Genomic DNA, 23319 nt, shown 5'->3' with positions numbered 1-23319 from the left:
CACGTCAACCGCGATGGCTATTTGTTAGTCATTGATATAAGCGTTCGTTAATAGAGAGCATATAATGCAGCAGTTGGGTTTTCGCTCCGTGTTTGCCAAACTATTTGCTAGTGTGATGCTGGCACTTGTTTTGTTCGCAGTCGCTATGGTGTTATTGACACAGCTCGTTCATGATAAAAATGCTGGTATTCGCTCTGAGGTGGTGGCAACTCAAATACTTGGACAAATTGATCCTTTTTTGCATGAACTAAATACGGCCGTTAGTAAGAATAACCGTTTGCAATCGCGTTTTATGTTAGCCGTGGTCAAAAAAAGCTTTGATATCTTTGATGAATCACTGCAAGCTAAAATGGGACTGTATGACAGTAAAGGTCGTCTGCTCATGCAAACCGACAACAGTGATCTGCCCTTAGAGCTACCTGCAACGCCTTCGTTATTAACCATTATATTCCCCTCTTTTTCAGAAACGCCTCCTACTCAACAAGCTCAGGTCTATAGTAGTACAGGCTATACATTGCTGTATGAGTCACGACTATCGCCCAAAAAACCAGCTTTATCTGCGGCGCTAAACTTGTTCACCGGCACCCTACTCTTACTTATGATTATGGCAGGCGTACTATGGTGGATTGCACGTTCAATGACATGGCGTATCAATCACATGAGTCAGCAGATGAGTCAACTTGGTGACGGTGACTTTACTGTACGTGTCAATAGTCGTGGTAATGATGAAATTGCTTTTCTTGCTCGTGGGTTTAACCAAGCAGCGCAAAAAATCGAACATTTGATTGACGCTAATAACTTATTATTGGCACATGCATCACATGAGCTACGCACACCCATTACCCGTATTCGTCTACAGATAGAGATGATGGACATGTTGGCAGGTTCGATGCCAAGCGATACAAAGGCAAAGTTTGATAAACGTGCCCAAGCGATCAATCGTGATTTATCAGGGCTTAACGATTTGGTGGAAAGCATCTTGTTAGTGAGTCGACTCGATGCAGGTCATGCGATGCAGCAGGTTGAACGTGTGGACTTATATGACTTAGTGAATCAAGAGCGACAGCATTATCCAGAGGCAACATTGATTGGCGAACATATTGTAATCGATGGCCAACCGCCGATGTTGACTCATCTTATTCGCAACCTACTAAATAACGCTATGTTGCATGGTGTTCCTCCAGTAACTGTTTTGTTATATGGCGCACAAACCCTTGCAGAAGCAGATACCCTACCCGAATATTTGTTAGATTCGCTCGTATGTAGTAGCTTTGCTGACTATGGTCATTTAAACTATGGTCACCCAACTTATGATAAACCTATCGATATAATAGAACAGTCTAAAGACGATCAAGAAGACAGCCCTACCTCTATCCAGTCTGTTGAACAGACCTCATCCGATGCATCAGAACAGCCTGACATCATACCAGCACCGGTTATTTTTAAAAATGGCGAAACGCTTGTTAGTCATGATGAAGAAAACGATAAAAACAGTCACGATCATAATGAGACCGATCAGTTAAGAGACATATCTGATAATAACTATAATAACCAAGGTCAAAAGCAGACAGCGGATATCCTAGCTCCCAATGGTAATAGTAAGACACTTCGTAATGACCACTATAAACTTGCTTCTGATTTAACCAATAGAATCAAAAAAGTCGTTTGGAATATCGTCCCAGAATCGCAAGAACAACATCTAAAGACTGGCGAGCTAAGTGATGCTCTAGTCAAACCTGTCACTCACAAGCGAGTAATTGAAAAGGCAAATACTGCTGACCATAAAGGCAATTCAACCAAAGACAGTAATGCTAGCAACAGCAACGTTGATAGTGATGGCAATAACACACCACGTAAAGAAAGCCTATTTAAGAAACATCTTAAAAAAGTCAAATCTGAAGATGCACGCCCTTTACCAAAATATGCAGTACTTGCAGTCATTGATGAAGGTACTGGTATCCCGAAAGACAAGCGCGAAGAAATCTTTAGCCCGTTTGTGCGCTTACAGCAAAAAAACAAAGGTTCCGGTCTAGGTTTATCACTGGTATCACAAATCGTCACGGCTCATCAAGGCCAAATAATTACTGATACTATTAATGGACATACTAGGTTTTTGGTTGTCATTCCAGTCAAGCATAACCCACATAAAAATCACGATAACCGTGATTAGGTATGGCCAATCTAGTTATTGACATAAGCTAAACAATTCTGTTTTTCGACCTAATACTTGTTTGTATCTATCCACTACTGTATCTCAAGACTCTATGAATATCCTTTATACGTCGAGTACTGCATAAGGCTAATATCCATATCGTTATAAGCGGTTCTCGAATGTTCATATCCAAAACGTCTAGAAATATGCTATATTACTGCCCCTTATCATATAGCCATTGATATAGATTTGACGCTGTCATCTTGCAATAGTATATCGACATTATCACCGCTACCTTATTTACTAAACTTCGAGCATTCCATGAGCGATATGATCGTCCTAAATGACGTGACCAAAAGCTTTTTAAGCGACCGATCCATAAAAGACAAAGATGGTAAGCCGCATTGGTTTACTGCGGTTGAACCGACGTCCCTGTCTGTTCGACAAGGTGAAATCTTTGGTTTGATGGGCTATTCAGGTGCTGGTAAATCTACCTTATTACGATTAATCAATATGCTTGAGCGTCCTGATTCAGGTCAGGTTATTATCGATGGTACTGACTTGACGACGTTGTCCGCCAGTGACCTACGTGTTGCGCGTCACAATATTGGTATGATTTTCCAGCAATTTAACTTGATGTCCAATCGCACCGTCTTTGATAATGTGGCGTTTAACTTAACAGTGTCAGGTTATCCTAGTCGCGATGTACGCAAACGTGTCATGGATTGTCTTGAGATTGTGGATCTAACTGATCGTGCAGGTCATTATCCTGCGCAGCTATCAGGCGGTCAAAAGCAACGTGTTGGTATTGCTCGCGCCATTGCACCAAGCCCAAAAGTACTGCTCGCTGATGAGCCGACCAGCGCGCTTGACCCTGCAACGACTCGCAGTTTGCTGACCTGTTTGCGTGATATCAATGACCAGCTTGGCGTAACCATCGTGATTGTCACTCATGAGATGAGCGTGATTCGTAGACTCTGTGATCGAGCAGCACTACTTCATCAAGGAAAATTGCTTGAAGTTGCAGCAGTAAAAGAAGGTCTGATTCAAGCAACCACTCCGATTGGCAAAGGCTTAGTCGTTGAAGATTAATGAGGTAAAATAAACAGATATGTTAACTGGTACTGAACTATCCGCCTCAGTAGATAAGCTGTATGCGCTGCGTAAAGAGATTTGGCAAGCATCGTTTGATACCTTTGTCATGCTTGGTATCTCGACCGCTGCTGCTGTTACGATTGGCGGGCTATTTGGGATATTCTTATTTTTGTCCAGCGATCGGCAGTTTTTACAGAATAAAGGATTGTATGCAATCTTAGGCGGTATCACCAACTTTATGCGTGCCTTCCCTTTTGTCATTTTGATGATTGCCATGAGTCCATTTACCAAGGCGATTGTCGGCACAGGTATTGGTCCTATTGCTGCCTCTTTGGTTCTAGCAATTGCCGGCTCGTTCTACTTTGCGCGTTTGGTCGAGCAAAATCTGCGTGAAGTACCACGTGGTATTATCGAGGCAACCGAATCGATGGGCGCACGTCCTTTTACGATCATTAAAGTATTGCTTAATGAGGCGCGATCAGGACTGGTGTTATCCGTCACTATTTTATGTATCAGCCTACTTTCTTATTCAGCGGCGGCTGGTATGATCGGTGGGGGCGGCCTTGGTGATCTGGCGATTCGTTATGGTTATTACCGTTATCAAACAGAAGTCATGATTTTTATTGTCATTATGCTATCAATCATGGTCATCTCAATTCAAGCTTTTGGTAATTGGCTGGCGACTCGCTTGGATAAACGCTAAACCACTTTGTAGAATACTTGACATTGTAGCCGACTAGGTTTAATTTGACCGTCATCCAATTTTTTGTAGAGGCAGCATTACTATCCATAATGTTGCTTTTTTAATGGTTACTTTATTATTTATTTGAGGAAATATTATGAAATTAACAGATATTAGCCGTCAGTTGGCGACTGCATTTGCCGCTGTTGGTGTATCGAGCCTAGTGTTGGTCGGTTGTAATAACTCATCTGCACCAGAAGCAAATAAAGAAGCGGTTACTGAGGGTTCAACAGCTCAAACTGCTGCTAGCAATATCGATCCTGAACACACTAAAATTGTCATCGGTACGACCGAAGGCGACTTTGCTGATATGGTACGTAATCAAGTTAAAGCCTCACTAGAAGAGCAAGGTTATGAAGTTGAGTTAGTACCTTTTACTGACTATGTACGCCCTAACCTTGCACTGGCTGAAGGTGATTTGGACATCAATATCTTCCAGCATAAGCCTTATCTTGATACCTTCAAAAAAGAAAATAACCTTGATTTGGTCGAAGTTTTCCAAGTACCAACCGCTCCGCTCGGTATCTATTCAGGCAAAAAAAGCACTCTTGATGATGTCTACAAAGGCATGAGCGTCTCTGCACCGAATGATCCAAGTAACTTTGCCCGTGCCTTGGTAATGATGGACGATCTGGGCTGGATCACACTAAAAGACAATATTGATCCATTGACTGCTTCAAAAACTGATATCGCTGATAACAGTAAGTATGACATCGACATCATTGAACTAGAAGCGGCTCAATTACCACGTGCCCGTGACGAAGTCGACTTTGCTGTTATCAATGGCAACTATGCAACAGATGCTGGTATTGAGCTAACCGAAGCGTTGTTCCAAGAGCCAAGCTTTGCTTATGTTAACTGGTCAGCGGTCAAATCTGCTGATGCTGGTAAAAAATGGGTTGAAGACGTCACCAACGCTTATAACTCAGAAGCCTTCAAAAAGTATGCTCATAATACTTTCCCAGGCTACAAATATCCAAAAATCTGGGGTGGTAACACTGCACCAGCTACCGAAACTACTGCAAGCACTGCTCCTGTAGAAGCAGAAGCAGCTCAGTAATCAAGAGCTTAATGGCTAAAAGTTTTAGACCATTAAATACTGCTAATTTGAATTAATTAACAGTGCTAATAAGACAAGTCGTAAACACAAAAATGCCCACTACTTATGAGTAATGGGCATTTTTTACGTTCTAAATTTTATATTTAGCTTTTGTACTAATCGTTAGATAGTGCTTCTAAACAAGTCCAGCTCAATATCATAACTAGGCTCAGGTTTCTTAAACAGGTACTTACCATTACGAATTGAGGCCAGTACATCCGCGCGTTGGCGCACCGCTTCAAATGGACTTGTCGCATCCAATACTAGGAAGTTTGCTGCCTTACCCACCTCAATACCGTACTCTTCTTCGATGTTCAAGGTTTTCGCGCCATTAAAGGTAATGAAGTCAAGGCAGACATCAAGCTGCGGTAATGACATGGTTTGTGCTAAGTGAATACCATTATCCAAGATATTCATCATGTTACCGTTGCCCGCTGGATACCAAGGATCATTGATGGAATCTTGACCAAAAGAGATGTTAATACCATTCTCCCAGAATTCTTTCACTCGCGTGAGGCCACGACGTTTTGGATAAGTATCTTGGCGACCTTGCAGATAAGCGTTTTCGGTCGGCAGTGCAATAAAGTTCATACCTGATTGCTCAAACAGTCCCATCATACGAAACGCATAAGCATCATCTGCAGAACCAAATGAGCAAGTATGACTAGCCGCTGTACGCGCACCGATACCTTCAATCATGACCAAAGCATTCAATAATTGCACGTGACGACTCATCGGGTCATCGGTCTCATCACAATGCACGTCGATGAGTTTGTCATACTTGAGCGCAAGCTCAACCGTTTTACGTACAGAATCTTGCCCAAACTCGTACGCCCATTCAAAATGTGGAATACCACCGACGCAGTCCGCGCCCATCTTGAGAGCTTCCTCTATCAGCTCAACAGCGCCTTTGTAGGCATACATGCCCTCTTGCGGGAAAGCAACGATTTGAATAGTCAAGTTGTCTTTTAACTCTTCGCGCAGCTCCAGCATCGCTTTGAGCCCAGTCAGATCAGGATCACAAACGTCAATATGGGTACGAATATATTGCACCCCTTTGGAGACTTCTTCTTGAATACCTTTTAACATACGCGTTTTAGCTTCTTCAAAAGACTGCGTTTTTTTGACATCGTGCCAGCGTGCAATACCTTCAAACAGCGTTCCTGAGGCGTTCTTGGCATCATCGCCGCCACCCGTATAAACATAATCAAGATGCAGATGTGAGTCCACATAAGGCGGTACCACCAAACAGCCCTTTAAATCAATCTCCTCCGTAGCGGCAGGCAAGCCTCTACCAATCTGCTCAATGATTCCGTCCTTGACTAAAATCTCATTAGCTTCGCTATTGCGATAGATATTTGCATTAGTAAATTTGATCATGACAAACTCCTGTTATTGACTAATAAGTGATTAAGAAATAGAAACTAAATACCTTCAAAATCGATATCGTACTGTACTATTGCAATGCTTTTTTAAAACATATAATGACGTTACAGCCTGTTTGTCCTTTGTAGAAAACCGTCACTTACTCTTTCACTTTTTTCTATTTTTTTCTATAGTAGCTGGGTTGCTTAGTCATTCTATCAGGCTAGGTTTTATAATTAATACTAGGATATAACGATTGTTAACTCAGGTTTAGAAGCTGCTAACTCAGATCGTATCATGAATTATTTAAAAAGCTGTAAAACCACAAATAACACATAATAAGGATAATAATATGAGTACCAAAACTTATAAAATTCGTACCGCAGGCAAAGCCAATATTCCCGTATTAGGACTTGGTACCTGGCAATCAACAGGACAAGACTGTATTGATGTCGTCAGTCAAGCACTAAAAATGGGTTATGAGCATATTGATACTGCGCAAGCTTATGATAATGAAGTCGAAGTCGGAAAAGGTATCAAACAATCAGGCGTGGCTCGTGATAAGTTCTTTTTGACCACGAAGATTTTCCCTGATGATATGAAGTTTGAGCCAGAAAAGTTAATCGCAGCGGCCAAACGTTCTTTAGAAAATCTCGATACCGATTATGTCGACCTATTGCTATTACACTGGCCAGATTCCCGTGTACCGTTATCTGAGACCATTCCTGCATTGTGCGAGTTGCAAAAACAAGGCTTAACACGCAATATCGGCGTCTCTAACTTTAATATCGCCAATATTATTGAAGCAAAGAAACATGCTGATGTCCCTATTGTCGTCAACCAAGTCGAGTTTCATCCATTTATCAAACAAAACACCTTGCAGTCTTTTTTGAATAATCACCATATTTTATTGGAAGCTTACTCACCACTCGCACGCGGTGACGTGTTTAATAATGACGTTATCAAAGAGATTGCAGACAAGCATAACGTGACTCCAGCCCAAATATCATTGGCTTGGATACTATCGGATAAAGACCGTGTGGCTATTCCAAAGACTTCTAATCCTGATCATTTACAAGGTAACTTGGATGCTATCGAAGTCCAGCTTAGCGCCGATGAATTAGAAAAAATTGGCAACTTGGCTCGTAGCGATGGCCGTAAAATCGAACATCCTGATTATACTCCTGTATGGGATGACTAACTTTTATATCAACACCCATATAAAAAAAGCGCCGTTAATAAAATATTAGCGGCGCTTTTGCTGTCAGTAGATGTTTAAGACTACTGTTGCAACGTTTTGGACTCGTGGATTGGCTCTGCTGGATTGTACTGCTCAGAAGTCGGTGTCAATCCATTGCGGTTATTAGCTTTCATAGACTTGGCAACCTCAGGTGGCATATAGTTTTCGTCATGCTTGGCTAGCACTTCACCGGCCACAAAAGTCTCGCCCTGCATTTTACCAGTGGCGACCACGCCTGAATTTTCAGCAAATAAATCCGGCAAGATACCTTGATAAGTGACCGGAACCGTTGATTCAAAATCTGTAATCGCGAACTCAACATTTAATGGATTGTCTGGCGCCCGCTGTACGCTACCAGCAACGACCATACCACCTGCACGAATACGCTTATCTTGGGGTGCTTCGCCCTCGGCAATAGCGGTCGCATCAAAATAATAGTCAGTCTGCTGGCCAATAGCATAAATGACCAGTACCACGGCAATTGCTGCTCCTGCTAACGTAAACATTACCCACATCAGTTTTTTGCGACGAACTGCATTCATACTATTACCTCATTAATGAGTCTTTGCCTTACAAGATATAGGCAATACCATCTAAATCTATAAAACAGAAAATATTAAAGAAACTACGATTAGAAAAATTTTTTAAAATATTTTTCTAATCGTAGTTTTCTAATGGTTATATGGTAGCATTTTTCAAACAAATCAATAAGCCTTTAAACACTAATAAGCTTATGTTTTCATCATTTAAAAAAATGTAATAGTATATGCTAAGGCAATGATATTAAAATATTTTTTATAACGTTTGCTCGGGTACAGAATTGGGGTTTTTAGTAGTACGCTGAGCTTGACGCGCTTGCTGAATGGTCAGCTGTTTGATAAGTGTTTGTCGCTGCTTACGGCTATAAATAATAAAAGCCAGCATCACGCCCACCGTAATTGCCCAACACGACCAGACAAACACGCCATGCTTACCCATGGCGATAAACTCAGATATGCTATAAAAGTAAGGCTGCATAATCAGCTCCTAGCCATTATTTGTCTTGTCCACGAATATATTCTTTGACCCACGCTTTACCTTGATCTCGGTACAAAATGAGGGTGTTAGTACGATAAATCGTTAATGTCGCGACTAGTAAGTAACTACCGATAATCATAAGTAGCAATGGCATCCACATATCGGCTGACATTTTTGGTGCGGCGGTTAAGGTAAAAGTTGAGCCTTGATGTAAGGTATTCCACCACTGTACCGAATATTTAATAATAGGTAGATTCACTGCGCCGACAATGGATAAAATAGCCGCCGCTTTACCTCGATTAGCGGTATGCTCAAACGCTGCAAACAACGCCATCACGCCTGCATATAAAAACGCCAAAATCAGCATAGACGTTAAACGCGCATCCCAAACCCAGTAAGTACCCCAAGTAGGTTTTGCCCAAATAGAGCCGGTGATTAAGCTAATCACGCAGAGCAAAAAGCCCAATGGAGCAAGCGCCTGCGCCACCAGACTGGCCGTCTTGATTTTCCAAACAAGGAAGATAACCCCTAATACGGCGAGGGCAAAATAGATAGAAATAGCGATACTGGCCGCTGGCACGTGAATAAAAATAATGCGGTAGCTATTACCTTGTAAATAGTCAGGCGGCGCAAAAGCGAGACCCCAAACACTACCGATCAGTAGAAAAATGCTGGCTAATATTGCCAACCACTTAACCCAAGGCGCAAAGATGCGAAAAAACTGCTTGGTACCCACAGTGGTCAAGAAGCCTTGCCAGATGCGCTGCCATAGGCTAGGAGATGAGACATTATTCAGGTTGGGCATGGGAATAAACCTATTTGCACAGCATATTGGTTATACAGATACTACATCATGAACGCTACTATCTGCTAACCTGCTGGCGTTAAACACTGGATAGAATCTACAAGTGACTTGTTATGGATTTAATTGGCTATTATAGCAAAGTTGCCCGTTTTCAACATGCTGTTAATATAAAGGTTTTTTCAATTTAGCCACGCCATTTTTAGGGTCATAGCAATCACCCATGGCATCACGAGTACCGAGATAATACTACCTGCCAATAATAAAGCCAATATCGGCAAACCATTAAGACCAGTAGCAAATAAGTCAACTGCTCCTGTCGCAAAAATCAGTACTGGCAACTGCATTGGCAAAGCAATCAAAGGCACTAGCACCGCGCCATTCTTTAATGACAGCGTCAAGCTACTGGCGACCGCTGACAACATCAACAGCATCGGACTACCTGTCACAATAGAAGCCATCAATATCCACGCTTCAAACCAGCTAAGTTGAAACAATGGCACGGCAAGTAAACTGAGCACGGCCACAATACCACTACTAAAAATCCAATGGATAACCAAGCGGATAAGTACCCATAACGGTAGCGACGCTTTGGCGACGACCAACTGCGCGAGCGTGCCATTATCGAGAGCAGGTTTAAATAAGCCATCAACGCCCATCACCAGTGACAACAGAGCAGCAATCCACACAGCTGAGACCCCAAGACGCTGCAACAGCGCAGGCTCGCTACCTACGGCTAGCGGAAATAAGGTAATAATTACCAAAAACAGTACCAAAGGGTATAACCACTGCACGGCACCTTGCTGCTTCACGTGCCATTCGCGCCGCCATAACTGTCTAAAACTGATACCACGCGCAGCTAATGCGCTAACGTTTGAGCTTTTATTCGCTACTTGTACTGGACTGTCTTGCATTAGGTTTTCTTGCATGGTGCTCTCTTGCACTGGACTATCTCGTAATGGACTATTTTGTAATGGACTGTCTGTCATTATTCGTCCTTTCACTTATATTTGTCGCGCTTATACCATGTAATCTGACAAATTGAGCACCTGATTGGCGACGCCGACAGTTTGATGACTGGTCATCAATATGGCACCACCAGTATGGGAAAATTCGCGCAACCTGTCTTCCATTCGTGCCACCATATCGACATCAAGTGCGGTAAAAGGCTCATCCAGTAACCATAATGGTGTTACGTCCGGCGTCAACAAATATAGTCTTGCAAGGGTGATGCGACGCGTTTGCCCAGCAGATAAATGGCTTGAGCTAATCGTCTCAAAGCCTTGCAATCCCACCCAAGCGAGAGCGTCGTCAATATCAGCGATACTTGGGCTAATGCCATATAGGTTCAGCAGAAAGGTCAGATTTTGCGCGACCGTCAGATTGGGATGAATGCCTAACTGATGCGAGACATATAAAGGCTGAATAGGCAGATTTGCTACGCCTTGGTAGTGAACCTTGCCCGTCATCACTGGCAACAATCCCGCCAGTTGCATCAGTAGCGTCGTTTTACCGGTACCGTTTGCACCAACTAAATGACAGATGCTTCCCGCAGGTAAGTTGAGCGTGACCCCTTCACATAAAGGTATTTCACCGCGCTGAACCGTCAGCTCATTGAGCACAAGTAAGGGTGCATCCACAGCCGTCATTAAATCTCTCATTATTTATCAAGCGCTAAGCAATATTCATCACAAACGAATACATGGTTCATGGCATAATACTTTATGCTCACTATATCCACACAGTATAACAAATTGTCGATTACTATGACCTCAAAACCTATGCAGACTTCAAAAGATAACCAAACTCTAAACACTCAAGCATCAGACACTCAAATTCCAACGCCTCATACAGGTGCTGCAACTGCTCATCCTAGCGCAAGCTTATCAGCTGCTAGCCTAACTATGGATAGCTTAATCGATGCTCAAGTTGCCTTTATGCAGCAGTGGTTACAGCAGCAAGCAGAGCCGATGGCTCTAGAGGCTTGGCAGTGGTTAGGCGCGCAGCCACTACATAAATACGTTAGCGCCGATGATTTGCAGCACCTGATTAATGACTGGCTACTGAGCCAACCGATGAGCGATGTCATGCGCACCGATATCCGCGATATCTTGCATACGGTCATTTATCATCCAGTCAACGACAACGTACCTTTATCTGAGCTAGTGGATGATACTCAGGTTGAAACTCTTGCCAATTACATAGGTAGCCATGACGAGCAGCGTAATGCCTTGATTCATACGCTAGTCGGCAATGAAACCTTTGCAGACTTGTTGACGCAAACACTATATCACGCTATCAACGACTTTATGGAAACCACGCTGGATAAAGCAGGCGGTGTTGGTAAGCTCATGAAGCTTGGACGCAGCTCATTTGAGAAGGCAACCAACAGAAACCTGGATGAAAAGTTACAGACGTACTTGCATCGCAATATTAAAGACTTAACTCGCCGAGCAGAGGCGAATGCGCAAGCACACTTATCAAATGAAGAAGTCGCTCGGCTCTTGATAACAGGTTGGGGACGCATCAAAGACCAACCGATTAGCCAGCTACAAACCTACTTAAACGATGAGCCTGACCATAGCAGTATTGATCATATCGAAGCCAGTATCCAACAAAGCTATAACCGTCTGCGCTTGTCGCCTTACTTGCGCAGCCTTGTCTCAGCTAGCGTCGACACTTGGTACACTAATCATCAGTCGGATACGATTGCGAGCGTAGCAGCGAGCTTATATATTGATGAAGAGGCCATGACGCAATTAAGTAGCGCCCTACTTCCTGTCGTGCATGACGCTCTTGAAAGTACATGGCTTACCACTCATATCTATAACATGTTACAAGCATTTTATGCGCAACCTAACATCAAAGATGGTTTCGTATTCAGCAAAAATTAATTCGAGGTTTTAGCTTATTTATCAGCTTTTAATATTATTCATTTATTAAGTTAGTACAACAACTATGAGTCAACATAATAAACTCAGCTTATGGCAAAAACTCAAACGGTTCCTGACTGCTTCAGCACCGCAGGCTGTTGCTGATGACGTGAAATTGTCGCAGCAATCGTTGTCACTTAAAGCTGAATTTAGCGTTGATAACGATACTGATATTAATAAAGATATTAATGTTAATAAAGATACTGCTACTGATACTTTACAAGCTGGAGCTTATAGCGCCAAGGCTAATAAAAAGCCTAGTGATAACAAGACCAATGATAAAAATGCTAGTAGCATAGGCTTTGCTAAAACAGACACGAACGGCGACATCAGTAATAATAAAAAAGATAGCGAGAATGCTAAAGCAGATACACCGAATCAGACTGCCGAACAAGGCCGTAATACTGACATAGCTATTGTCGATTATCTTAAGCAGTATTTTAATGACAAACAATGGCACTACACCCATTATCGGCCAAGAATCAATGACAGCCAGCAATCGCACCATTTATCCTTAAGAATGCGCAATAAACAACTAGAATGTGGCTATCTGTTCCGCGTGCAGGAGAAAAACAATCTGCTAGCAGTCTATGGGATCTTACCGTTCTTAGTGCCAGAGAGTCATCAAAACGCAGCAATGTTACTTATTACCCAAATTAATTATGACATGCTGATTGGCAATTTAGAGATGGATGTGAATGATGGCGAAATACGATACAAACATGCTATCGATGTCGAAGCAGTTGGCATTAATGATCATATCATTGAGCATCTGCTACAAAGCGTGATTGCCATGACTACGGTCGCTTACGAGATATTTGATGATTTAATCAATACTCAAGACCCTGCTGAAGATATGCAAACGTTACTTATAGAGCTACGTCAGCAATCCGACTCAAGAACCTTCTTTCTTCCGACTCAATTTGTTCAATAAAGATGCTCAATTTAAAAAAGTAACACAACAAACTTACTTTGAAAATCTTAAGGCGAGGCTGATAGAAATTTTCGTAGCCTCTGTCTGCGTAGGCACAGCAAGCAAGAAAATTTTTATCAGCCTCGTATGCAGATGAGATGTATAACACTTTTATTTAGTAGAGACTATAATCCTATCTTTTATAACCTCTAAACTATTAAAGATAATAAAAAATGCTTTCACAAACTCCTTATCACCCTCTTAAACACCGACACAATTAAACATTATGCTAAAAATTGCTTACTCTGAAGTCTTCCGTTATTCCATACCCGACAAGCATCGTTTTCCCATGCAAAAATATACGATGATTCCTGAGCGACTGCTTAACGAAGGGACTATCACGACCGATAACTTTTTTGCACCGAAGCGTCTAACAGAAAATGAGATATTAACCACTCATACTGAGGACTATTGGCATAAGCTTAAAACCCAAACGCTGCCACGCAAAGAAGCGCGCCCTATCGGTTTTGAGATGACCGAAGCGTTAGTAGATCGTGGTCGCCATATTGCCCATGCCACTTATGAATGTGCGTTATATGCCCAGCAATACGGTGTAGCGATGAATGTCGCAGGCGGCACCCATCATGCGTTTGCCGATCATGGCGAGGGATTTTGCGTCTTTAACGATGTTTGTATCGCCAGTAATTTATTATTAGACCGTGGACAGGCGCAAAAGATTTTAATCGTTGATTTGGATGTCCATCAAGGCAATGGTAACGCTAGCATTATGGCGGATGAGCCGCGCGTTTTTGTGTTTAGTATGCACGGCGCTAAGAACTATCCGTTTCGTAAAGAAATATCCGACTTAGATATTGAGCTGGATAACGATACGGGTGATGCAGAATATTTACAGATTTTGATGGATACGCTGCCACGTTTAATTAGCGACGTCGCACCAGATATGATTTTTTATCAATCTGCAGTCGATGTGCTCGCGACCGATAAGCTAGGTAAACTTGGCTTAACGCAAGATGGTTGTAGGGCACGCGATGAGTACGTCTTGCAGCAAGCAAAAGCCGCTAACATTCCAGTCGCTATCGTCATGGGCGGTGGCTATTCAGAAAATGTTGAAGATGTGGTCGAAGCGCACTGTAATACCTTTCGGGTCGCCCAGCAGCTGTATTTTGGTGAGATGACTGGCTCATGTGCAGCCCATTAATAGACGAGATAAAACCATTTAGTTAAGACGAGATAAAATCAGAGCATTTGCGAGGCTTTATATGGCAAAAATATTGATAATTATAGGCATTGTGCTGGTTATTATCGGCGTTATTTGGCTACTGTTTCCAAGCGCGTTTTCGTGGATAGGTAATCTGCCAGGCGATATCAAACACACTTCAGGCAACACACGGGTTTATTTTCCAGTAGTCACGATGATAGTCATCAGTGTCATCGCTACTATCATGTTAAATTTATTCAATCGCTAGTCATATTTTACGTTAACTTGAAAAGCACTCCCTATAGTCAACTCATTTTAAAACCCAGTAGCACGTAATTATTGATGGCTCGATTCTATTTGGTACTGACTAGACTACAAAAATGCCGTAATTCCCTGCCAGCCTACACGTATACCAAGTAGCGTGAGAATCAATAAAATAAGCTGACGAAAGCGTGCTTGCGGTAAGTAACGACGCAGGCGGATACCGACTAAAAGGGCGGCAATAGACAGAACACTCAGCAGAGTAATCAGCTGCCATTCACCACGGCTTAATGCCATAATAGGCTCACGCAATACGATGATTTGGGCAATTTTACCCAAGAAATAACACATGTTGCCGACTTTAGCGATGGTGTTTTTATCATTACTCGCTGACAATAAGTACATCATCAAGATAGTCGACATCGCGTTGGTGGCGCCGCCAATGACGCCTGCACTAAAGCCTATGATAATCAGCACAGGCTTAGTATCAGGCAGACGTACTTGCTTACCGAGTAGTGCACTTATCACATAAAAACCAATGACAGCTGCTAATATCAATAATATATAAGCACTATCTACCCACAGCAGTAGCTTGGCGCCCAAAATACTACCAAGTAGGCTGGTTAACGCGAGCAGCCAATAGCGTCTGCCGTAATAAATAAAGTTTTGCCAGATACTACGACCGCCACCAGCCAGCCAAGTCATCGCATTAAGCAATAACGACGGGAATATCACCAAGACAATGGCATGTGGCAGCGGGTACATGCTAGCAAGCGCAGTCGTCGTTACAAGCGTTACGCCCAGCCCACTAATGCCATGCAGTAGTGATGCCAGTGCAAAAATCGCAATCAGCAATAACGTTTGGGTGCTATCGCTATCAGCTATATCCATCACAGTAGATCTAACCGACATATCATTTGCGTCTTAATGCTAATAACTAAGTAATTAACCATTAAGACGTTGCATCAGGGTCTCGCCGATAATAGTAGCGAGCTGCTCAGCAATCTTATCCTTACTTGCTTTTTCTAATGTCACCGTATCATGAGTATAGCGCTGAGAGAAAAACACCTGCATCGCATTGTCATCGCTGGCAAAACCAATGTCTGAGCGTGACACATCGTTACAAGCAATCAAGTCTAAATCTTTAGCAGCTAGCTTACCGCGTGCATAGTGCTCTACATCTTGCGTCTCTGCTGCAAAACCGACGACAAACATATCAGGATAGGCATGTGAAATAGTCGCTAAGATGTCAGGGTTCTTGACCAAATTTAGTGCCATAGCATCTTGGGTTTTTTTGATTTTTTGCGGGGCAGCTTCTTCAGTACGATAATCGGCGACGGCTGCCGTGGCAATAAAGATATCAGCATGGCGCAAGTTATCTAAGGGCAATGTATCCAAATTACTGTTTAACGTTATACTTCCTAACGACATACTTTGCTGCTCTATCTGATCGTCCGGCTCATGGCAGTCACAGTCGCCATGTTCGTGTTCATGGCTGTGCGTATGGTAGTGCTCATGACTATAATGTTGTTCATTTTCAGTCAGGGACAATAAAGCAGGATGCGTACCAGCAACACATTGCTGGGCAGTCGTTAACATCTCTGCGGCAGACAATACATCAATACGAGTGACTCCAAGCGGCGTTGGTAGCGCGACTTTCCCGCCAGCGATTAATGTCACTTGTGCGCCCGCCTCTACGCAAGCCTGTGCCAATGCAAAACCCATTTTTCCTGAAGAATGATTAGATAAGTAGCGCACCGGATCGATTGCTTCAACAGTGGGTCCTGCGGTAATAACGACCGTTTTACCAAATAGATGCTGTGGGATGGTTTGCTGCGCACTAAATAAGCGCACCTCTGCTAACAATTGCTCAGGCTCAGGCAAGCGCCCTGCCCCTACATCACCGCACGCCTGCTCACCGCTGGCAGGCTCAATAATATGATAATTCATATCAGCTAGCGTCTGCACATTTAAGCTTACTGCTGGATGCGCCCACATTTGCTGATTCATCGCTGGGGCAACCAATACTGGTGCGGTAGTTGCAAGGCATACTGTAGTCAATAGGTCATCAGCCATTCCCATTGCCAACCGAGCCAAGGTATTGGCTGAAGCTGGGGCAATGACTATTAAGTCTGCCCACTTGGCAAGCTCAATATGACCCATGCCAGCCTCAGCGCGCTCATCAAGCAATGAGATGTGTACCTCGTTACCAGTCAAGGCTTGTAGAGTGAGCGGCGTGATAAAGGCTTGCGCGCCTGTCGTCATAATGACACGCACATCAAACCCTGCTTTAATCAATAAACGGGCAAAAACAGCAGATTTATAAGCAGCAATACCACCAGTAATAGCAAGCACAACATTAGACATAGGCATAACATCAATAAAAGGTTAGAAGATAAAATTGTGTTTATAGTAACAATTATGCGATAAATTGGGGAAAGTTTTCTCTTCCAATTTTGTTTGCTTTTTCAATTAATTAAAATCAACCCATATTTAAGGAAAAATAGTGGCTATAAAAGATTGGCACGAAGACGACAGACCACGCGAAAAGCTGCTAAAATTTGGTGCAGCGCATTTAACTGATACAGAAGTTTTGGCAATATTTTTGCGTACTGGTACTCAATCACAGTCCGCTATCGAGCTTGCTCGTCATCTGATTGAGCAATTCGGTAGCCTCGCTGAGCTTCTAGCGGCACCGCAAGAGACGGTACTTGCCTGCCATGGTATCGGACCTGCCAAATATACACAAATATTAGCCTCGCTTGAGATGGGTACACGCTATCTGGACAGTCAGCTCAAGACTGGTCAAGCGCTTGGGCGCTCACAAGCAGTCAAAGACTATATCAGTACGCAATTACGCGGCGAGCATCGTGAGGTCTTTGCCGTACTTTGTCTCGATAATGCTCTGAACCTATTGAACTTTGAGATACTCTTCACTGGTGGCATCTCTTCTTGTTCAGTATGCATCAAGCACGTACTGCGTCATGCCTTAAGCCATGCAACCAGTCAGTTAATCGTGGCTCATAACCATCCTCATACTGATGCACAGCCATCGACAGCAGATAACCTGTTAACTTATGAGCTAAAAAAAGCCTGTGATTTACTTGATATCACTTTTATAGACCATATTATCGTTGGTCGTAACGACACCTTATCTTACGCTGAAAACTGTTTGTCTCCCTTTTAATTCAAACATCACAAAATTTTTTCGTTTTATTTAAAAAAACTAAAAAAAAGAAGATAGACTGATACATATTGTCGACATAGCGTAGCATTTTGTCTATTGATAGTTTACGAGAACTATTTCATATTGGTAGATAAAATTGTCTTTATAGCCTGTTTTAATAAACGATTAGATTTAATCAGGCTCTCAAGCAAGGATAAAAGAACAAGCTCAGAAATAATATAAATAAGATGTATGACGATTGGCTCACTATCGACTCTGATTACTAATACTACTTGATATTTTTTATTTCCCGATTCTCACCCACGTTTTGCCAAGGAGACAGTCATGGCGATTGGCTTATTTATTTTAGCAGTAATCATTCAGTTAGCCGTTGTCCTGGCCATATTTTTACTGTCTTTATCTCGTGTCACTGGTAGTATCGTTGCCATTATCACTGTCATAGTTACTGCGTTTATAAGCCCATGGTCGCTCATATTGGGGGTTCCGATAGCGCTTTTGTGTTTGATGTTGTTGATTGCTCCCATACGCCAAGCGCTTATTACCAAGCCTGTTTATAAAGCTTTAAGCGGTGCCATGCCAAGTATGAGTGATACTGAACGCGAAGCGCTTGATGCGGGTACTAGCTGGTGGGAAAAAGAGTTGTTTATGGGTGCACCAAACTGGGACACCTTTGCCAACTACCCTTACCCTGAGCTGTCAGAACGCGAACAAAGCTTCATCGACAATGAGGTTGAGACGCTATGTGCCATGCTTGATGAATGGGAGATTACTCAAGATTATAAAGACCTAACCCCGCAGACTTGGCAGTTTATTAAAGCCAATGGCTTTTTGGGTTTGATCATTCCTGAGGAATATGGCGGTTTAGAGTTTAGCTCTTATGCTCAAAGTCGCGTAATGAGTAAAATCGCTTCACGCTCTTCAACGGCTGCGGTCAGCTGTATGGTGCCAAACTCACTTGGTCCTGGTGAGCTGCTCATGCACTATGGTACCGATGAGCAAAAACAGCGCTGGCTACCTGGACTGGCCATAGGCGAAGAAGTGCCTTGCTTTGGCTTGACAGGGCCTGAGGCGGGCTCTGATGCTGGCGCTATCCCTGATACAGGGGTGGTTTGCTACGGTACCCATGAAGGCGAGCATATGCTTGGTCTGCGCATGAACTTTTCTAAGCGCTGGATTACGCTTGCGCCTATCGCAACTGTCGTGGGACTGGCATTTAAAATGCATGATCCAGAAGGCTTGCTTGGCGATCCTAGTAAGACCGACTACGGTATTACTTGTGCTTTAATACCTGCTAACCATGAAGGCGTCATCGTGGGGCCACGCCATTATCCGAGTGGCTCACCATTTATGAATGGTACGGTTGACGGTACAGATGTCTTTATTCCACTAGATTATATTATCGGCGGCGTCGAAAATGCTGGTCGCGGCTGGCGTATGCTGATGGAATGTCTTGGGGTTGGGCGCGGCATCTCCTTGCCAGCGCTTTCGACGTCAGCGAGCGAGATGAGTTACTTATCAGTCAGTGCCTTCTCAAAAGTTCGTGAGCAATTTAAAATATCGGTTGGTAAGTTTGAAGGTGTCCAAGATGCCACCAGTCGTATAGCCAGTAATACCTATATGTTAGAGGCGTTTCGACATCTGGTTACTTGCGGTCTTAACCAAGGTGGTACGCCATCGGTGATGACGGCCATGGCGAAATACTATGCAACCGAGACTATGCGTGAAGTCGTCAATGATGGTATGGATGTCGTTGGTGGTCGTGCTATTCAAATGGGACCGCGTAACTTTTTAGCCTCCCTTTATCAAGCTATTCCAGTCTCTATCACGGTTGAGGGTGCAAATATTCTGACACGCTCGCTTATGATCTTTGGTCAAGGCGCTATGCGTTGTCATCCATATCTTTTCGATGAGTTGCAATTATTGCAAAGTGAAGATAAAAAAGATGCGCTAAAGCAGTTTGATAATTTATTCTTTAAGCATTTAGGTTACACCTTTAACCGCGGAGCAAAAGCCTTCGTTGCAGGATATGTTGGGGGTAGCAATAATGCGCCAAGCTTTGCAGACGGTTTCACTCGCCCCTACTACAAGCATATCAACCGTTTGAGCGCTGGTTTCGCTCTTACTGCCGATATGGCCTTAGGCCTACTCGCTGGAGACTTAAAGCGTAAAGAGATGCTGTCGGGACGCTTGGCTGATATTCATGGTCATCTATTTATTGCCACCGCTATTTTGCAGTTTTACGAGCATGGTACTAAGTCAGAAGCAGAACGTTTACACGCAGAGGTCGCCTTACAAAATAGCCTATATACTATTCAAGAAGCCTTTGTTGCATTTTTTGCCAACTTCCCTAATCGGATGGCGGCCAATGTGGTTAGCTTTGTGACATTCCCAAGTGGACGTATCTTTACGCCCGCTAGTGATGAGCTAAAAGCCAAATTGGGTGATACCTTTATGGATGATCATGAAGCCAACCCATTCCGTGATTATCTCAAGACCATGGTGTACTACAATACTGATCCTGATGATGTTACTGGACGTATGGAACACGCTTATCAAACCTTGCTCGAAGTTGAACCGTTATGGCAAAAGTTTAAAAAAGCAGAACATGATGATAGCTTTGAGGGCTTAACCTTTGAAGATCACGTAGTCCATGCCAGCCAAAGTGGTGTTATTACTGAAAGTGAGGCTGAGCAATTAATTAAATACAACGCACTACGCTTTGATTCGTTACTTACCGATGTACTTGATGAGCATCTATTACATGTACAAGAGCGCTTTAATCCGCATAGTTTAGAGAATGCGGTACATCAGCTGACGGATTATGCTGAACTCAAAAGCGCAGCTCAAGCTAAAAATGGTATATCAGCTAGTCATGATACAACCAAAGATACTGAGTCTACTGGCGATGACAATCCAGCTCATGGTTATGAGTCAGATGGCGATGTCAAAATGGCTGGCGAACAAAGTATGGCCGAGGAAGTCACTGCACAGACTGACTTTGAGGAAGCGAACCCTGAAGCTGAAGCACTTGATCATCGTAGTCGTGACGCTGAGTCGACGCTTAGCGAACGCATGAGTTACAATCATAGTAGAGGTATTGATACTCAACTAGACACAGATGACGGGCATCTAAATGACCACAATGGTCATGAGAGTAGCGAGGGAGAAAACGTTTCTACGCAAGGCTCTAAATGGCAAGACGGGCTACGTCGTGAAGAAGACGATAAGGCATGATGAAAGCGTAGTTAATGTCCTTTAAGTAACTGGGCAAGCTACAAAAATAAAAACATTAAAAGCAAGATTGTCAAACTATGGCAGTCTTGCTTTTTTTGACTGCGCCACTATCAAATTTTTGTATGTTAGGACAATTATATTAAACCACTAATAACATAAGCATATATGGTACAAGGCCTAGCCTTGTCTGAAAATGTATTGGTGAGGTTTATGTACTTAAGAGATGTTCAACCCATAATGAATATATCAAACTGATCAGCGATTTGCTGAGTGAGAGTAAGTAAAAAAATTTGTTTCCATAACGAAAACAAAATGTTTAGAATAAATGACAGCTATTCTTTGGGCACATAGCTTTTGTAGGCAGTCATATCAATGATTAAATATGACTTAGATGAGAAAAAAATCTTGCAGTGCCCCTAACAATTCTTTTATATTGTCCACCGAAACACGAGACTAAAAAGAATTTAGGCGTAACAGGGCTTTTAATGTGATTGATAATGATGACTATGATATTAGTCATACTGATTTAATCATTAGTTTTATTGCCAAAAGTTACGTATACCAAGGATATAAGTTATGTGGAAAAATATGGGACTGACAGGCAAGATTATTGTTGCCATGGTACTCGGTATTATACTGGGTTTATTTTTGAACTATTCCGGACTCAACGCTGAAGGCAGCTTTGTTAATACCTATGTGACCAATGGCTTTTTTGCCATTATTGGTAAGCTGTTCGTCAACTCGCTAAAAATGCTGGTGGTACCTTTAGTATTAATCTCACTTATTTGCGGTGTTTGCGGTATTGGTGATATTCGCTTACTTGGCCGTATTGGTACCAAAACTTTTCTTATTTATATGATGACGACAGCCTTAGCGATTGCGACTGCGATTGGGCTTGGTATTTTGTTTGGCATCGGTAAAGGGATGGATATCGAAACCGAAGCTGCTTTTGAAGCCAAATCTGCGCCGCCACTACTGGATGTATTCTCCAACATCATCCCATCAAATCCCATCAGCGCGATGGCAAACGGGGATATGTTGTCTATTATCTTCTTTGCTATTTTGATTGGTATTAGTATTTTGATGGTTGGTAAACCTGCTAAAGGCTTGGTGCAAAGCTTAGAGCTTATAAATGAAGTCATCTTAAAGATGGTCACCATCATTATGAACCTTGCCCCTTATGGTGTATTTGCACTTTTAACGAAGGCCATGGCTGAGCTTGGTTTGGATCTTATTTGGTCATTGCTCGGTTATGTCGCTGTACTGGTAGGCTCTCTTGCTTTCCATTTTTTCATTACAATGATGATTGTACTCAAGCTATTCTCAGGTTTATCAATCAAGACCTTTTTAGCCAAGATGCGCGAAGTACAGATTTTTGCATTTAGTACCTCAAGCTCAAACGCCACCATTCCTATTACCTTACGCACCGTGACCAAGCGTATGGGGGTCAATAACTCAGTTGCATCGTTTACTGTGCCTTTTGGGGCGACCATCAATATGGATGGTACAGCGATCATGCAAGGTACTGCGACTATTTTTATTGCCAATATTTATGGGGTTGATTTGGGCATTACCGAATATCTGACTGTTATTTTGATGTCAGTATTGGCCTCTGTTGGCACAGCAGGTGTACCAGGGGTAGGTCTAATCATGCTATCAATGGTATTTGCTCAAGTAGGCTTACCTATTGAAGGTATTGGTCTGATCTTAGGTGTGGATCGTATCTTAGACATGTTGCGTACTGCAGTGAACGTTGGCGGTGATGCAGCGGTGACAACAATTGTGGCAAAGTCAGAAAACAAAATGGATCTTGCCATCTATAATGACCCTCATGCTGGTGCAAAAGATGTATTTGATGGTCATATTGATGAAGATAATGAGCGTGAATTTTCGCAGGTCTTTAGCGATGGATTGATGGGTAGTGAGTACGATGATGTCGATCGTCGCAAATAACTACTCATAAATTACTCGTAAAAAAATGACACGCAATAGTAGGACAACTTGATATTCTAAAATATAAAAAACCCCAGACTAATTAGTTTGGGGTTTTTTTATATCTT

20 protein-coding genes are annotated in these 23319 nt (G+C 42.7%); 12 read left to right on the top strand and 8 right to left on the bottom strand.

Going from position 1 to position 23319, the window contains the following annotated elements; genetic code table 11:
* The first annotated feature begins 64 nt into the window (after positions 1–64).
* The 4 genes from ACTXGH_RS00315 to ACTXGH_RS00300 all read left to right on the top strand — a co-directional run bounded on the left by ACTXGH_RS00315 (position 65) and on the right by ACTXGH_RS00300 (position 5049).
* On the top strand, positions 65–2170 hold the full coding sequence (locus tag ACTXGH_RS00315) for an ATP-binding protein (RefSeq protein ID WP_439295788.1): 2106 nt from the start codon (positions 65–67) through the stop codon (positions 2168–2170).
* Positions 2171–2473: 303 nt separating this feature from the next.
* Entirely contained in the window at positions 2474–3244 is a 771-nt protein-coding gene (locus ACTXGH_RS00310) for a methionine ABC transporter ATP-binding protein (protein ID WP_439295789.1), read from the top strand.
* Between the two features lie 19 nt (positions 3245–3263).
* Positions 3264–3950: a methionine ABC transporter permease gene (locus tag ACTXGH_RS00305; RefSeq protein ID WP_420884158.1), complete on the top strand. Its 687-nt coding sequence runs from the start codon at positions 3264–3266 to the stop codon at positions 3948–3950.
* A gap of 136 nt (positions 3951–4086) precedes the next feature.
* On the top strand, positions 4087–5049 hold the full coding sequence (locus ACTXGH_RS00300) for a MetQ/NlpA family ABC transporter substrate-binding protein (protein WP_439295790.1): 963 nt from the start codon (positions 4087–4089) through the stop codon (positions 5047–5049).
* 162 nt (positions 5050–5211) lie between these two features.
* Here ACTXGH_RS00300 and ACTXGH_RS00295 read toward each other — a convergent pair whose 3' ends face one another.
* The gene (locus ACTXGH_RS00295; RefSeq protein WP_439295791.1) at positions 5212–6468 is read right to left on the bottom strand and encodes an amidohydrolase family protein; all 1257 of its coding nucleotides are present in this window, start codon (positions 6466–6468) and stop codon (positions 5212–5214) included.
* Between the two features lie 337 nt (positions 6469–6805).
* Between ACTXGH_RS00295 and ACTXGH_RS00290 the strand changes: the two genes are divergently transcribed.
* Complete coding sequence (locus ACTXGH_RS00290; protein WP_439262038.1) at positions 6806–7654, top strand: aldo/keto reductase; 849 nt, start codon at positions 6806–6808, stop codon at positions 7652–7654.
* An 80-nt stretch (positions 7655–7734) separates the two neighbouring features.
* Here ACTXGH_RS00290 and ccmE read toward each other — a convergent pair whose 3' ends face one another.
* The 5 genes from ccmE to ccmA all read right to left on the bottom strand — a co-directional run bounded on the left by ccmE (position 7735) and on the right by ccmA (position 11161).
* A complete protein-coding gene (ccmE, locus tag ACTXGH_RS00285) occupies positions 7735–8235 on the bottom strand; it encodes a cytochrome c maturation protein CcmE (protein ID WP_299217813.1) in 501 nt (166 codons plus the stop codon).
* 253 nt (positions 8236–8488) lie between these two features.
* Complete coding sequence (ccmD, locus tag ACTXGH_RS00280; protein WP_439262040.1) at positions 8489–8710, bottom strand: heme exporter protein CcmD; 222 nt, start codon at positions 8708–8710, stop codon at positions 8489–8491.
* Between the two features lie 16 nt (positions 8711–8726).
* Positions 8727–9515, bottom strand: coding sequence for a heme ABC transporter permease CcmC (gene ccmC, locus ACTXGH_RS00275; protein WP_439262042.1), 789 nt, complete (start codon positions 9513–9515; stop codon positions 8727–8729).
* Between the two features lie 179 nt (positions 9516–9694).
* Positions 9695–10426 (bottom strand): heme exporter protein CcmB, encoded by a 732-nt coding sequence (locus ACTXGH_RS00270; protein WP_439295811.1) that lies wholly within the window; start codon positions 10424–10426, stop codon positions 9695–9697.
* A 105-nt stretch (positions 10427–10531) separates the two neighbouring features.
* Positions 10532–11161 carry a heme ABC exporter ATP-binding protein CcmA gene (gene ccmA / locus ACTXGH_RS00265; RefSeq protein WP_439295792.1) on the bottom strand — a complete coding sequence of 210 codons (630 nt, stop codon included), beginning with the start codon at positions 11159–11161 and terminating at the stop codon, positions 10532–10534.
* Between the two features lie 132 nt (positions 11162–11293).
* Here ccmA and ACTXGH_RS00260 point away from each other — a divergent pair, with 132 nt between their 5' ends.
* The 4 genes from ACTXGH_RS00260 (at position 11294) to ACTXGH_RS00245 (ending at position 14845) form a co-directional block, all read left to right on the top strand.
* The gene (locus ACTXGH_RS00260) at positions 11294–12406 is read left to right on the top strand and encodes a hypothetical protein (RefSeq protein ID WP_439295793.1); all 1113 of its coding nucleotides are present in this window, start codon (positions 11294–11296) and stop codon (positions 12404–12406) included.
* A 64-nt stretch (positions 12407–12470) separates the two neighbouring features.
* On the top strand, positions 12471–13379 hold the full coding sequence (locus tag ACTXGH_RS00255) for a YbjN domain-containing protein (RefSeq protein WP_439295794.1): 909 nt from the start codon (positions 12471–12473) through the stop codon (positions 13377–13379).
* A 265-nt stretch (positions 13380–13644) separates the two neighbouring features.
* Complete coding sequence (locus ACTXGH_RS00250) at positions 13645–14577, top strand: histone deacetylase family protein (RefSeq protein WP_439295795.1); 933 nt, start codon at positions 13645–13647, stop codon at positions 14575–14577.
* A gap of 61 nt (positions 14578–14638) precedes the next feature.
* A complete protein-coding gene (locus ACTXGH_RS00245; RefSeq protein WP_439295796.1) occupies positions 14639–14845 on the top strand; it encodes a DUF2905 domain-containing protein in 207 nt (68 codons plus the stop codon).
* Positions 14846–14949: 104 nt separating this feature from the next.
* On the opposite strand, the gene ACTXGH_RS00240 is transcribed toward ACTXGH_RS00245, so the two are convergent.
* Positions 14950–15750: a TSUP family transporter gene (locus ACTXGH_RS00240; RefSeq protein ID WP_439295797.1), complete on the bottom strand. Its 801-nt coding sequence runs from the start codon at positions 15748–15750 to the stop codon at positions 14950–14952.
* 33 nt (positions 15751–15783) lie between these two features.
* Positions 15784–17205: a bifunctional phosphopantothenoylcysteine decarboxylase/phosphopantothenate--cysteine ligase CoaBC gene (gene coaBC / locus ACTXGH_RS00235; RefSeq protein WP_439295798.1), complete on the bottom strand. Its 1422-nt coding sequence runs from the start codon at positions 17203–17205 to the stop codon at positions 15784–15786.
* A gap of 139 nt (positions 17206–17344) precedes the next feature.
* Between coaBC and radC the strand changes: the two genes are divergently transcribed.
* The 3 genes from radC to ACTXGH_RS00220 all read left to right on the top strand — a co-directional run bounded on the left by radC (position 17345) and on the right by ACTXGH_RS00220 (position 23212).
* Positions 17345–18025 carry a RadC family protein gene (radC, locus tag ACTXGH_RS00230; RefSeq protein ID WP_439295799.1) on the top strand — a complete coding sequence of 227 codons (681 nt, stop codon included), beginning with the start codon at positions 17345–17347 and terminating at the stop codon, positions 18023–18025.
* A gap of 324 nt (positions 18026–18349) precedes the next feature.
* Positions 18350–21259, top strand: coding sequence for an acyl-CoA dehydrogenase (locus ACTXGH_RS00225; protein ID WP_439295800.1), 2910 nt, complete (start codon positions 18350–18352; stop codon positions 21257–21259).
* A gap of 576 nt (positions 21260–21835) precedes the next feature.
* Positions 21836–23212 (top strand): dicarboxylate/amino acid:cation symporter, encoded by a 1377-nt coding sequence (locus ACTXGH_RS00220; RefSeq protein WP_299217831.1) that lies wholly within the window; start codon positions 21836–21838, stop codon positions 23210–23212.
* The last annotated feature ends 107 nt before the right edge of the window (positions 23213–23319 follow it).

The sequence above is a fragment of the Psychrobacter sp. 1Y10 genome, assembly GCF_052259005.1.
GTDB lineage: Bacteria > Pseudomonadota > Gammaproteobacteria > Pseudomonadales > Moraxellaceae > Psychrobacter > Psychrobacter saeujeotis.
Note: the sequence above shows the minus strand (reverse complement) of the source record. Positions and strands in the feature narration are given on the sequence as shown.